The organism is uncultured Mediterranea sp., from assembly GCF_902493215.1.
GTDB lineage: Bacteria > Bacteroidota > Bacteroidia > Bacteroidales > Bacteroidaceae > Bacteroides.
This window is the reverse complement of sequence record NZ_CABUOL010000011.1, coordinates 32263-46541: the sequence shown is the minus strand read 5'-3', so window position 1 is coordinate 46541 and position 14279 is coordinate 32263. Positions and strand designations below refer to the sequence as shown.

Annotated in this window: 9 protein-coding genes; 5 read left to right on the top strand and 4 right to left on the bottom strand. The window is 54.8% G+C overall.

Annotated features, from left to right (window positions below; all coding sequences use genetic code 11):
* Window positions 1-91 precede the first annotated feature (91 nt).
* From RDO88_RS08265 to topA, 4 genes are all read left to right on the top strand, one after another.
* On the top strand, window positions 92-619 hold the full coding sequence (locus RDO88_RS08265; RefSeq protein ID WP_307758923.1) for an NUDIX domain-containing protein: 528 nt from the start codon (window positions 92-94) through the stop codon (window positions 617-619).
* A 114-nt stretch (window positions 620-733) separates the two neighbouring features.
* Window positions 734-3778 (top strand): tetratricopeptide repeat protein, encoded by a 3045-nt coding sequence (locus RDO88_RS08260; protein ID WP_307758922.1) that lies wholly within the window; start codon window positions 734-736, stop codon window positions 3776-3778.
* A 14-nt stretch (window positions 3779-3792) separates the two neighbouring features.
* A complete protein-coding gene (locus RDO88_RS08255) occupies window positions 3793-5451 on the top strand; it encodes a TonB-dependent receptor (protein ID WP_307758921.1) in 1659 nt (552 codons plus the stop codon).
* Between the two features lie 93 nt (window positions 5452-5544).
* The gene (topA, locus tag RDO88_RS08250) at window positions 5545-7896 is read left to right on the top strand and encodes a type I DNA topoisomerase (RefSeq protein WP_307758920.1); all 2352 of its coding nucleotides are present in this window, start codon (window positions 5545-5547) and stop codon (window positions 7894-7896) included.
* 104 nt (window positions 7897-8000) lie between these two features.
* Here the strand turns inward: topA and RDO88_RS08245 are convergent, their stop codons facing one another.
* Both RDO88_RS08245 and RDO88_RS08240 read right to left on the bottom strand, forming a co-directional pair.
* The gene (locus RDO88_RS08245) at window positions 8001-10469 is read right to left on the bottom strand and encodes a hypothetical protein (RefSeq protein ID WP_307758919.1); all 2469 of its coding nucleotides are present in this window, start codon (window positions 10467-10469) and stop codon (window positions 8001-8003) included.
* A gap of 258 nt (window positions 10470-10727) precedes the next feature.
* On the bottom strand, window positions 10728-10871 hold the full coding sequence (locus tag RDO88_RS08240) for a hypothetical protein (RefSeq protein ID WP_307758918.1): 144 nt from the start codon (window positions 10869-10871) through the stop codon (window positions 10728-10730).
* A 30-nt stretch (window positions 10872-10901) separates the two neighbouring features.
* Here RDO88_RS08240 and RDO88_RS08235 point away from each other — a divergent pair, with 30 nt between their 5' ends.
* Entirely contained in the window at window positions 10902-11840 is a 939-nt protein-coding gene (locus RDO88_RS08235; RefSeq protein ID WP_307758917.1) for a hypothetical protein, read from the top strand.
* A gap of 78 nt (window positions 11841-11918) precedes the next feature.
* Here the strand turns inward: RDO88_RS08235 and argS are convergent, their stop codons facing one another.
* Both argS and RDO88_RS08225 read right to left on the bottom strand, forming a co-directional pair.
* Window positions 11919-13739 (bottom strand): arginine--tRNA ligase, encoded by a 1821-nt coding sequence (argS, locus tag RDO88_RS08230; protein ID WP_307758916.1) that lies wholly within the window; start codon window positions 13737-13739, stop codon window positions 11919-11921.
* A 267-nt stretch (window positions 13740-14006) separates the two neighbouring features.
* A complete protein-coding gene (locus RDO88_RS08225; RefSeq protein ID WP_307758915.1) occupies window positions 14007-14273 on the bottom strand; it encodes an HU family DNA-binding protein in 267 nt (88 codons plus the stop codon).
* Between the last annotated feature and the right edge of the window lie 6 nt (window positions 14274-14279).

Here is a 14279-nt window from a genome sequence, read left to right as displayed (position 1 = left end):
GGTTTGGCATACATTTACCAAAGAAAATGGAAGAAGATTTTACGAATTGCTTACCTTTGTGTCCGATATGGAACTTAAAGACTGATATTCAATGGCAGAACACCCTCTTTCCCAATTCAGGTATTGTCCCAAGTGCGGTTCTTCCCGCTTCGACATACACAACGAAAAGTCCAGGCAGTGTGCCGACTGCGGATTCGTTTATTACTTCAACCCCTCATCGGCTACAGTAGCCTTTATCGTCAACAGCCGGGACGAACTGCTGGTGTGCCGTCGTGCAAAAGAACCGGCCAAAGGGACCCTCGACCTGCCCGGCGGCTTCGTTGACCTCTACGAAACAGGCGAAGAGGGCGTCATACGCGAGGTGAAGGAAGAGACCGGACTGCAGGTAGTACGCACCCGCTATCTTTTTTCGCTACCCAATCTTTACGTATATTCGGGGTTCACGGTCCATACACTCGACATGTTTTTCTGCTGCGAGGTGGAGGATACCCTGCACTACAAGGCGATGGACGATGCCGCCGCCCTCTTCTTCGTGCCGCTGAAAGACATCCGTCCCGAAGAGTTCGGACTTGGTTCCATCCGCCGCGGACTACAATTATTTCTGGACAAACGCCCCTGAGATACTAAAAAACATCAACAGAGCAAACAAATGACGGACAAAAAACGTACTTTTGTATGCGACGGTTATCCGAACAGAACCCAAATAACATACTAATTTCCTATTTGAAAGACAATGAAACACCGATTTTCACGCATATTATGCACCGCCCTCTGCTGCGCTCCCCTATTGGCCGCAGCACAGACACACGGGCAAGGCACTACGCCACAGCAACTCTTCCGCGAAGGGAAAAACCTGTTCCAGCAACGGGCCTACTCCGCCGCCATCGCCCCCCTGCAGTCCTACATCCGGCTGACTGATGCAGACGGCAACCAGCCTCCACAGGCTGGCGACCGCCAGGAGGCTGAATACATGCTGGTGTGCGCCGCTTACGAGACCCGCGATTCCCGGAGCAACGAGCTGTTGCGGGCTTTTCTGGAAGAATATCCCGACACGCCCCATGCCAACCGCATCCAGGCACTCATAGCCTCCAACTATTTTTTCCAGCAGGATTATGACAACGCGCTGGCCATGTTCAACTCCGCCGACCTGGAAAAGCTGGCCGACGAAGAACGCGACGACATGACCTACCGCAAAGCCACCTGTTACCTGAAGACAGGCAACGTGCAGGAGGCCGCCATCTGGTTCGAGACCCTGCGCAGCACCAGCTCCCGCTACGAAGCAGACTGTACCTACTACCTGGCTTACATCCGCTATACCCAAGGACGCTATGACGAAGCCCTGAAAGGTTTCCTCGCCTCGCAAGGCAACGCCAAGTACGAAACGCTGGCTCCCTACTATATAGCCGAAATCTACCTGCTGAAGCAGCAATACGACAAGGCCGAGATTGTAGCGCAGAACTATCTGTCGGCCTATCCCAATGCCTCCTACGTAGCCGAGATGCACCGCATCGAGGGTTCGGCAGCCTACTACATGGGGCGCTACCAGAAAGCCGTGGAAGACTTCAAGGCTTATACGAACAGCCTCAACGGTGAAAGGCCACGGCGCGATGCCCAGTACATGTACGGTCTGTCGTGCTACCACTGCGGTATCTATACCCAAGTGCCGCAACTTCTGGGCGATGTGACCACAGCCGACGATGCCCTGTCGCAGAATGCCTGGCTGCATCTGGGTCTTGCCTACCTGAAGATGGCCGACAAGAACAAAGCCCGCATGGCCTTTGAACAGGCTGCGGCCTCCAACGCCGACGCTACGGTCAAGGAACAGGCCGCCTACAACTACGCCCTGTGCATCCACGAGACATCCTACTCTGCCTTCGGCGAATCGGTCACCGTATTCGAGAAGTTCCTCAACGATTATCCCAACTCACAATATGCCGACCGTGTAAGCGACTATCTGGTGGAGGTCTATATGGAAACCCGCAGCTATGATGCCGCCCTGAAGTCCATCAACCGCATCCAGTCGCCCACACCGGCCATCCAGAAAGCCAAGGTGCGCATCCTCTTCCAGCTGGGTACGCAGTCTTTTGCCAACGCCGACTTCCCCACAGCCATCGATTACTTCAGCGAATCGATTCGCACAGGGGCCATTTTCGGCCGGCAGGGAATGCAGGAACAGGGTATGGCCGCCTACTGGCGAGGCGAATCCTACTACCGTCTGGGACAAATGCAGCAGGCTGCCGATGACTTCAACCGGTACCTGAAGAACTCGCCCGACCGCAGCAGCGAGATGTATGCGCTGGCCTATTACAACCTGGGCTACATCGCTTTCCACAAGAAAGACTATACCACGGCCGAAAACCGCTTCAACAGCTACATCCAGCTGGAAAAAGGTGAAAACCCGACAGCGCTGGCCGATGCCTACAACCGTTTGGGCGACTGCTGCCTGCACGCACGCCGATTCGACGAGGCCAACCGATACTATACCCGTGCCGAAAGCATGGGAACGGCATCGGGCGACTACTCCTTCTACCAGTTGGCTCTGGTAGCCGGCCTGCAGAAAAACTACAGCACCAAAATCGACCTGCTCAACCGCCTCGCACAGAAGTATCCCACTTCGCCCTACGCCGTCAATGCCCTTTACGAGAAAGGACGTTCGTATGTGCAGAATCAGGAGACCCGTGACGCCATCGCCACCTTCAGCGAACTGCTGTCCAAGTATCCCGACAGCCCGATAGCCCGCAAGGCTGCCGCTGAAATTGGTCTGCTCTACTACCAGAGCGAGGACTATAACCGCGCCATCGAAGCCTACAAGCTGGTAATCACCCGCTATCCCGGCAGTGAAGAAGCCCGTCTGGCCATGCGCGACCTGAAGTCCATCTATGTGGACGCCAACCGCGTAGACGAATTTGCCGCCCTGGCCTCGCAGATGCCCGGACAGATTCGCTTCGAAGCCAGCGAACAGGACTCGCTGACCTACATCGCAGCCGAGAAGGTCTATATGAAAGGCGACATCCAGCCGGCCAAGACCAGCTTTGAACGCTACCTGCAAAGTTACCCGGAAGGCGCCTTCGGCCTGAACGCCCATTACTACCTGTGCCTCATCGGCAAGGAACAGAAGGATGACGATGCCGTTCTGCTCCATGCCGGAAAACTGCTGGAGTATCCTGACAGTCCGTATGCCGAAGAGGCCCTGCCCATGCACGCCGAGATCCTCTTCAACCGCCAGCAGTATGACCTGGCCCTGGCCGACTACAAGCAGCTGCAGGCCCGCGCCACCAACGACAGCCGCCGCCAGCTGGGTGCTACCGGCGTACTGCGCTGCGCCGTGCTGCTGAAAGACGATGTGGAAACCATCCATGCAGCCACCGCCCTGCTCGACGAAACCAAGCTCTCGCCCGAACTGAAGAACGAAGCCCTCTACTACCGTGCCAAGGCATACCTCAACCAGAAAGCCTGGCAGAAAGCCGTAGCCGACCTGAAACCGCTGGCCGAAGACACCCGTACCCTCTATGGTGCCGAGGCCAAATACCTGCTGGCCCAATACCTGTACGACAACGGGGACTATGCCGCTGCCGAAAAGGAAGTACTTCAGTTCATCGAGCAAAGTACACCGCACGCCTACTGGCTGGCACGCAGCTTCGTGCTGCTGTCCGACGTCTATGTGGCGATGGACAAGAAGCTCGACGCCCGCCAATACCTCCTCAGCCTGCAGCAGAACTACCAGGCCGACGACGATATAGCCGGTATGATTGAAGAACGATTGGAAAAACTGAAATAAACCCCTTGACAAAGATGAAAACGATACAATATCTCTTGGGAGGCATGTGCCTGGCCGCCCTGCCCGTAGCCCTGCAGGCACAGGAACAGAAAAAAGACACGACCCTGGTACGTACCGTGGTAGTGGAACAGGAATACAATCCCGACATTATGGATGCGGCGAAGGTCAACGTACTGCCCCGCGTCGAACCTCCTGCGGTCAGCAAGAAAGCCGTGGCCTACGACGAAAAACTGATGCCCGCCACCCGCATACCGGCCGGCCTCATGCAGCCCTATACCGGACAGGAAGCACAAGAGAAAGCGACTGCCGGCTATGCACGCCTGGGCTATGGCAACAACAATAACCTGGACCTGCAGGCTGCCTACCGGTTCGCCCTGACGGACCTAGACCGGCTGAACCTGCAGCTGGGCATGGACGGCATGAATGGCAAGCTCGACATGGGCGAAGGGCAGGAGAAGTGGAAGTCGCGCTATTACCGCACTCGTGCGGGCGTAGACTACCAGCACCGCTTCCGCAACCTGGACTTCAATCTGGGCGGCCACTTCGGGTTGAGCAACTTCAACTTCATGCCCGGATGGGAGGACAGCAAGCAGAAATTCACCGCCGGCGACGTGCACCTCGGCCTCCAGAACCGCAACAAAGACCTGGCACTGGACTATGCCCTGGAAACCAACCTGCTGCTCTACCAGCGCCAGCATGACCCGGCAGCTGCGGATGCCGGCGAAAGCCTGGTACGCACCAAGGCCGAAGTGAGCGGCGACATCTCGGACGGGCAGCTCATCCGCATCGGTTTCTACATGGACAATGCGCTCTACCGGAAAGCCGAATTTGACAACTGCACATCCATCGGACTGAATCCGGCCTACCGCTTCCACAATGACGACTGGCAGCTGACGCTGGGGGCGCATGTCGACATGGCCTTCGGGTTCGGCAAGCAGTTCCGCGCCGCTCCCGACGTACAGGTGCAGTACAACTTCTCGGACAGCTACCTGCTTTACGCACAGGCCACCGGCGGCAAACGGCAGAATGACTTCCGCCAACTGGAAAGCTACAATCCTTACGGCCAGCTCTACAACCAGCTCGACGCCACCTACGAACAGCTGAACGCTGCCATCGGCTTCAAGGCCAGTCCTGCCGACGAGCTTTGGCTCCACGTGTATGGTGGTTATCAGGACCTGAAGAACGACCTTTTTGTAGGGATCGACTACTCCGTAGGAGGCCCCGAATCCAACTATCGCCTACTCCTCAACCAAGCCGATGCCCGCAACATTTACGTAGGTGGTGCGCTGGACTACAGCTACAAGCAGCTGTTCGGTTTCCATGCCTCGGCCGTCTACCGCAACTGGAGTACTCCGACCGAGGAAAGCGCCGCATACGCCGAAAGCATGATACTGGGCTTCAAGCCTGCCCTCGAAGCAGATGCACGGATAGACGTACAGCCTCTGTCGGCTCTGCGCTTTTCGCTGGGTTACCGTCACATCGGCCGCAGCAAAGTGGAAGGTGAACGTGCCGACGCCGTCAGCGACCTCTACCTGTCGGCCCACTACGAGCTGTTCCGCAACATTCTGGTATACGCCCGCCTCAACAATCTGCTGAATAAGGATTACCAGTATTACGAAGGCTGTCCCGCCCAAGGCATAAACTTCCTGGGAGGCGTCAGTTTCCGTTTTTAGCTTTTTTTCTTTATATAATTAAGGTGGGGAAATTGTTTTTTCCTACTTTTGCGGGCGGAATCTGCGGGGCACGTCCGCAATAAACAAGAATTTATGCAGAAGAATTTAGTCATAGTCGAGTCACCGGCCAAAGCCAAGACCATCGAAAAGTTTCTGGGGAAGGACTACGAAGTCCTCTCCAGCTATGGTCATATCCGTGACTTACGGAAAAAAGATTTCAGCATCGACGTCAACAACCACTTCGAGCCGCAATACGAAATCCCGGCAGACAAGAAGAAGCTTGTTGCCCACCTGAAGGAGGAAGCCGCCAAGGCCGAAACCGTCTGGCTCGCATCCGATGAGGACCGCGAGGGAGAGGCCATCGCCTGGCACCTGTACGAGGTGCTGGAGCTGAAGCCCGAACACACGCGGCGCATCGTCTTCCACGAAATCACCAAGAACGCCATCCTGCGCGCCATTGAGAACCCGCGCCAAATTGACCTAAACCTGGTAGACGCCCAGCAGGCACGCCGCATCCTGGACCGTATCGTAGGTTTCGAATTGTCGCCCGTCCTGTGGCGCAAGGTGAAACCCGCCCTCTCGGCCGGCCGTGTACAGTCAGTGGCCGTGCGCCTCATCGCCGAGCGTGAACGCGAGATTCAGGCCTTCCACAGCGAAGCGGCCTACCGTGTGACGGCCGTCTTCCCCGTGCCCGACGCCAACGGCAAACTGGTGGAAATGAAAGCCGAACTGGAACATCGTTTCAAGACCAAGGAAGAGGCACGCCGTTTCCTTGAGAGCTGCAAGGATGCCACCTTCACCATCCGCGACATCGCCACGCGCCCGCTGAAGAAGAGTCCCGCTCCCCCCTTCACCACCTCGACCCTCCAGCAGGAAGCAGCCCGCAAACTGGGTTTCTCGGTGGCTCAGACGATGATGGTGGCACAGAGCCTCTACGAATCGGGACACATTACCTACATGCGTACCGACTCGGTGAACCTCTCCGAGCTGGCCATCAACGCCGCCCGTGAGACCATCACCGCCAAGATGGGCGAACGTTACCTGCACTCGCGCCATTTCACTACCAAGACCAAAGGTGCACAGGAGGCTCACGAGGCTATCCGCCCCACCTACATGGAGAACGTCAAGATAGAGGCCACCGCACAGGAACGCCGCCTCTACGACCTGATATGGAAACGTACGCTGGCCTCGCAGATGGCCGAAGCCGAACTGGAAAAGACAACGGTGACCATCGGCCTGAGCAACACCGGCGAAGAATTTACCGCCGTGGGCGAAGTCGTGAAGTTCGACGGTTTCCTGCGCGTGTACCGCGAGTCGCACGACGATGAAGCCGAGGGCGACGACGTGGCCGGCCTGCTGCCTCCGCTCACACAGGGACAGACGCTGGACTACAGCAACGTGACCGCCACCGAACGCTTCACCCTCCAGCCGCCCCGCTACACCGAAGCCAGCCTGGTGCGCAAGCTCGAGGAACTGGGCATCGGACGTCCGTCTACCTACGCGCCCACCATCTCGACCATCCAGCAGCGCGAATATGTGGTGAAGGGCGAAAAGCCGGGTAAGGAGCGCAAGTACGACGTACTGACACTGGAAAAAGGAAAAGACATCACCGAAGATACCCGCACGGAGCTGACCGGTGCCGAGAAGTCCAAACTGCTGCCGACCGACATCGGCATGGTGGTGAACGACTTCCTCACCGAGTACTTCCCCGACATCCTCGACTACAACTTCACGGCCACCGTCGAGAAGCAGTTCGACGAGATTGCCGAAGGCGAAACGAAGTGGACCACCGTGCTCGACCGCTTCTACCACAAGTTCCATCCCTCGGTAGAGAAGACCCTCGCCGCCAAGAACGAACACAAGGCCGGCGAACGCTTGCTGGGCACCGACCCCGCCAGCGGCAAGCCCGTATCGGTAAAAATCGGCCGCTTCGGCCCCGTGGTACAGATAGGTAGCGCCGACGATGGCGAGAAGCCCCGCTTCTCCCGCCTGGAGAAAGGCATGTCCATCGAAACCATCACGCTGGACGAAGCCCTGAAGCTCTTCCGCCTGCCCCGCACACTGGGCGAATACGACGGAGCCGAAATCAAGGTAAGCAGCGGCCGCTACGGTCCCTATGCCCAATGGAAGACGATGTTCGCCTCCCTGCCCCAAGGAACCGATCCGCTGACCGTCAGCCTGGACGAAGCCGTGGCCCTCATCAAAGAGAAGCAGGAAGCCGAAGCCAAGCGCCACATCAAGAAGTTCGACGAAGAGCCTGAACTCGAAATCATGAACGGCCGCTACGGTCCCTACATCGCCTACAAGGGCAGCAACTACAAGATACCCGAAGGCATCACGCCCGAAGACCTCAACCTGCAGGCCTGCATGGACCTCATCAAGCTGCAGAGCGACCCTGACAAACCCAAGGCACGCCGCGGCAAGACGGCCCGCAAAAAGGCATAAGGCCTACAGCCCTATAAAATACGGACGGCGCAGAAGATAGGAAAGGGAGCTTATTCCCTTTACTTTTCTTCTGCGCCGTCCGTGTTTTTTATTCCGTTTGCAAATTATTCATAGACAAGCCATGCCGTAGCCTGTGTATCTGCATCGGATACGAATCGTATCCAACGGGCCTGCAGCTCGTCCGGAAGAACAACCTTCTTTTCCTTGCCCGGTTCCATCTGATACGTTTCGTATACCATCCAGTCACCGTTACCGGTCGGGTCTACTTCTACAGTCAGCTTGACCACCTTATCCGATTCCTGTTTCAAGGTAAGGGTCTTCTTGTCGTAGAAGGCAATCAGGTACGGATCCGAAGGAACGTTTGCCTTTACCTTCGTCTCTTTCCAGGGGCCACCCTGTCCTACGGGCTTGCCCATCTCCCAGAGGTCGTCGATGGTTCCTACCCATACTGCAGCCTTGCCGTCTTCCGAAACCACCACATGCGGATTGTCTTCCGCATCTTCCGGAGTAACACCTGTCATCACCAGCATACCCCGGTAGGAGGCATAGTCATTGATGAAGAATGGATGTGTGGCAACGGGGCGTATCTTGGCATAACCGTCCGCATTCTCGGCCGGCAATTCATAAAATGTTCCCATACAGGAAAACAGGTCACGTTCGGTAGCCACCTCACGGCAGATACGCAACTGGCCGTTGTCCGTAGGCCTACGGTATTCGTCTGTTCCCAAGGGCAGACGCCAGCGACGGCCGGCATCGTCGATTATCAGAATAGAACCTTCCTCCATGGTGATTACCGACTGCGGGATGGCAAACTTGGATTTGATGAATCCGGCAGTTTTGGAATCCTCCTTCTTGACCAGCTTGAATTCCTCGCCCATTTCATAATAGCCGCCTTCGGTCATCCGACCGTCCTTGTATTCATTGGCAACGAGTCCCAAAACCCTTCTGTTGTCACCCAAACCGTACAGAATACCTCCGATATAGGATGAACCGTCCTTCCGGGCCAATCCGTTGAACATGGAAGCGGGTCGTGTCTTCCGGTTGTCTTCGGAAGTATAGTTGAAGCTGATGGTTATACGGGTGTCATTTTCAGCCTTTACACGGATCCATTCACCCTTCTCGTTCTTGTCAAAAGTGATGTAGGCCGACTTTCCTGCGGGTACCTGAACGCTTCTGAGCGTTTTCCATTCCCCGTTTCCTTTGACATCCACTTCGAATACGAAGGATGTGTTCTGTTTGCCTTCGTTCCTGATCCAGGCGCATTTCTTGTCCCATCCTGTGAAGAGGAACGGTTCGGAATATTCTCCGGCCTTCACCTGTTCTCCGGCCCAGACGGCTCCCTCAGCTGTGGCGGGTCCCAGTTCGTCGGGCTTTGTCAGGCTGGTGAACCACAGGTTGGAGTTGGACTGTCCGGGGCCTTCAATGTCTCCTTTGGCCTTGCGCTTGTTCAGGAATTCCTTCTGGGCGGAATCATCGCATCCGAAGACCAACTGGTCGTTCCAGCGTGTGAAGTCACCGATAACCTTCAGATAGGCCGAACGCGGGCGGATACCCGCCGAAGTTTGGGCTGTAAAGTTTCCGGGGAAACGCCAGAAAAGGCCATGCATGGTCATCAGGTAATCGGGATTGCTTTCTGTACCCACGTTGCGGATGCGTGGCCATTCCGTGTTCCAGCCGTGTGCGCCGTCATAACTGTGGCTTGCTTTTGGCAGGCGGTAGAAGCTCCATCCTTTCTTCGCGTCACGTACACCCAGCAGAACGGACTTGTGGTCCCATCCGGTTGCCCAGATCGGATCCGTTTCGGGATTGGCATTGCCATAAATACCGCCGGGGCCGGTCACTTCCACGAACTGGTTGCGTCTGACAACCTTCCAGTTCTTGCTGTCCCATTCGGCCAACACACCCGACTCCGCATCAAAACGGCTCATCGCTTCCCTCGAATTTTCGCCATTGTTGCTATATACCGCAACTCCCTGACCCGAGTAGAAACCTTTCCCGTGGGCACCCGGCAAGAGTTCGTTGACATGGGAAGCGCCCCCTCTTTCCTTGGGCAGTACATTTCCGTCAAGATACAACGTATCGACCGCCAGGGTATGGACATCCACGCTGTAGAAACCCTCTTCCATCGTGGCATAATAGATTTTCCCAGCAGGAGTCGTCAGATGGCGGGCGTTGCCCGTATGCCGTCCCGGCATCTTGTCATAAGGTATCACCCTTACTTTTCCGGTAGAGTCAACGGCATAAGGACCGATAAAGAGTTGCCGGCTTTCAGCATGTATCATGCGGTTGGCAGGTGTTCCGCCTATACTTTCATCATGTACTATTTGTTTGTAGTCAGGAGTGATTTCATATAACTTGTCTGACGAGCCTTTGGGCAAGTGGGGACCATAGGTGATAACCCACAAGCGCCCAGCCCAAGGAACTACGGCTCCCGTACCACATTCGCCTTCGTTGTTATAGTAAGCAAGTTTCGGATAAATACCGGATATCGAATCAGTATCATGGACTCCTCTCTGAGCAGTTGTACAGCCCAAGATACTTCCACAAAGTAACAACAGACAAAAATTCTTCATACCTTAACCTATATTATATTACACCAAAATTTCCGCTAACAGATATGCTCCGTCCTACCTGTAAAATTTTTATAATAAGTTCTATGAAAATGATGCCACATCTACAGATAATCAGGAAACATACCTCTTTTTGCAAAGATAGGGGTCTTTCTCTTTGCACGCCACATTCTGACGGAAAACTTTCCGCTTTTCCACCAAAGAAGAATAATTAATCTGCAAGCAATATCAGTTCTATTAAAAAGAAAGCAATGTTTTCTCTCAAAAGAAAGAATGTTTTGTACCAGAGAAAGCAATGTTTTGCAGGAAAACAATGCCGAGGCTGAAAACAGGAAAGGCAGCAGAACCATACCGATAAGGGACATAAAGCACACCAGAACCTTGCAGATTTCCTCTTTTCTCCATACATTTGTGTTGTAGAAAAAACATTCTGCCATGAAACAATCCATACACATCTTACTCCTATTGGGCGTTCTAGCCTTTTGCCCCCGCACGGCCACAGCGCAAAAAGAAAGGAATGCAGCCACAATCGACTCACTGCTCAAGGTGGTTCTGCACAACGACCAGAAAGTGAGACACAATTACAATCAAAGCCATGACCCGAAAGAAAAGGAGGCCTATTTGCGCCAATGGGACCGAACCGACTCCATCAACCAGTCGATAGTCCTGCCCATCGTCGACTCCATCATCAACGGTCGGCTTGAAGGCCTGTCGGACAACAGTTGGAGAGCCTGTTTTATGGTGCTGCAACATGCCGATTCCCCCACTCAACTCAAATACCTGCCGTTCGTAACCGAATACTACCGCAAGGGCCATATCCTGAACTACGAATATCTGATTTATGTGGACAGAATCCACGCCAACCAACGAAAGGCGCAACCCTTCGGCAGCCAAAGCGCCGAGTTCCCCAACGGAAAACGCATCTTTCTCCCCATGCTTTCCAAAGCCAAGCGCGACTCTTTGCTACAGACACTCGGCATCGCTCCCGAGAGCGTACAAATCAGAAATGGAGAATTCACGTTTACCTCCACCATAACAGATGCATCCCTCTCCGCCCTCTCCGCTTTCCAAAGCCAACCTACGGACACCTGTACAACCCGGCAAGAGGTCAGCTGGCTCGAACTGGAGAACAATGAAAAAGGCTTCATTCTGATGGTCAAAACCAGCCCTTCCCGCCCCCAAACGGGAAACATAAAAATCTATGCCAACCAACAATACAGAGGAACAACGGACAAGGACGGTCTCCTCATGTTCAAAACCGACAAAAAGGAAGACATCCGATCCCTGCGCCTGATTTCTTCTGACGGAAAGGAATGGACACATACGCTGAAACCCTTCTCCCAAGAACAAGATTATATCATAGAAGGTATCTGACAGAAACAATAAAAAAAAAGGAGCGCACCCACACGATGCGCTCCCCTGCTGAAAACTATATCAAATAAGCACTACGGCTTACATACGTTCGGGAACTTCGATGCCCAACAGGCCCATGCCCAGACGGACTACCTTGCCCACCTCGCGCGACAGGGCGAGACGGAACACCTTGACATCGGCATTCTCCTCGCGCAGGATGCTGAAGTCGTGGTAGAACTGGTTGTACTCCTTCACCAGGTCGTAGCAGTAGTTGGCAATGCCTGAAGGACTGTAGTCCTCGCCTGCCTGCTTCACCACGCCGGCAAAGTCGGCCAGCATCTGAATCAAGCCTTCTTCCTTCGTGCTCAGCTCGATGCCCGAATGAAGCTGCTCGGGGATGGTGATACCTGCCTCAGCCGCCTTACGCAGGACGGACTGGATGCGGGCGTAGGTATATTGGATAAAAGGACCGGTGTTACCGTTGAAGTCGATGGATTCCTTGGGATTGAACGTCATGTTCTTGCGGGCATCCACCTTCAGGATGAAGTACTTCAGCGCACCCAAGCCCACGATGCGGGCGATGTCGTCGGCCTCGGCCTGCGTCAAGCCGTCCAGCTTGCCCAGCTCGCCGCTGGTTTCCTTGGCGGTGTTGATCATCTCTTCCATCAGGTCGTCGGCATCGACTACCGTACCCTCGCGGCTCTTCATCTTGCCTTCGGGCAGTTCCACCATGCCATAGGAGAAGTGTACCAGGCTCTTGCCCCACTCAAAGCCCAGACGGTCGAGGAGGATGGACAGCACCTGGAAGTGGTAGTTCTGCTCGTTGCCCACCACGTAAATCATCTTGTCGATGGGATAGTCGGAGAAACGCTGTTCAGCCGTACCGATGTCCTGCGTCATATAAACAGACGTACCGTCGGCACGGAGCAGCAGCTTGTGGTCGAGGCCTTCGCCCGTGAGGTCGGCCCACACGGAACCGTCTTCCTTGCGGTAGAAAAGGCCCTTCTCCAGTCCTTCGAGCACTTTCTTCTTGCCTTCGAGATACGTATTCGATTCATAATATATCTTGTCGAAGCTGACGCCCATCATCTTGTAGGTCTCGTCGAAACCGGCATATACCCAGTCGTTCATCTTCTGCCACAGGGCACGGACCTCGGGGTCGCCAGCCTCCCACTTCACGAGCATCTCGCGGGCTTCCTTCATCAGGGGCGATTCGGCTTCGGCCTTGGCCTTGGCTTCTTCCTCGTTCATGCCTTCGGCCTGATACTTGGCCATCAGCTCCTTCACTTCAGCCTTGAAGTGTTTGTCGAAAGCTACGTAGTAGTCACCGATGAGGTGGTCACCCTTCTTGCCACTCGATTCGGGCGTCTCACCGTTGCCATACTTCAGCCAAGCCAGCATGGACTTGCAGATGTGGATACCGCGGTCGTTCACGATGTTGGTCTTCACCACGCGGTTACCATTGGCAGCAATGATATTGGCCAGGGCGTTACCCAGCAAGTTGTTACGTACGTGTCCCAGGTGGAGAGGCTTGTTGGTGTTGGGCGACGAATACTCAATCATCACCAGCGGTGACTGTTCCGTAGCCTCAGTCAATCCGTAATGAGCATCGGCCTGAATGCCGTTGAGCAGTTCGATCCATGCCGACGAAGCAATGGTAAGGTTCAGGAAGCCCTTGATGACGTTGAACTTGGCCACGAGCGAAGGCTCGTTTGCCAGCAGGTATTCACCGATTTCCTGTGCCGTCTGCTCGGGGCCCTTCTTCGACATACGGAGGAAAGGGAACACGACCAGCGTCAGATGTCCTTCAAATTCTTTCTTGGTTTTCTGCAACTGCACCTGTGCGGCAGGCACGTCCTGCCCGTAGAGTGCTTTCAGTCCGCTGATGACGGACGCTACCAGTTTCTGTTGTATATCCATAGTTTCTAATTATTTCCTGCTGCAAAGATAGTGCAAACCGAGAGAAGTACAAAAGATGAAAACATTGTTTTCAGCTTTTTACTGCCGAGGTGCAGCCTGTCTTATCCAAAGACAGTGCAAACCGAGAGAAGCGCAAAACGGAAAACGAAGTTTTCACTCCCCCTTAACATCCGAGAAGCGCGGGTTGCACGATTGCCATATTCCCAAGAACAGATGGCCATCCCTGCAACCCGCGCCTCCCCCAAAAACGAAATGGGGCCGCGGACGTTATTCGAACGTCAATTCGCTTCCCGGCTTAAAGCGGACAATCTTCTTAGCCGGAATCTCAATAGCTTCCTTGGTCACCGGGTTGATGCCCATACGGGCAGCTCTTTCGGCTACGGAAAATGTACCGAAGCCCACCATCGACACCTTTTCACCTCTTTTCAAAGCATCGGCAATTGCATCTACCAATGCTTCCAAAGCCTTCGCAGCCTCGGCCCTCTTCATTCCGGTACCTGCGGCCATCGCACTAATCAATTCTGCCTTATTCATGATCTT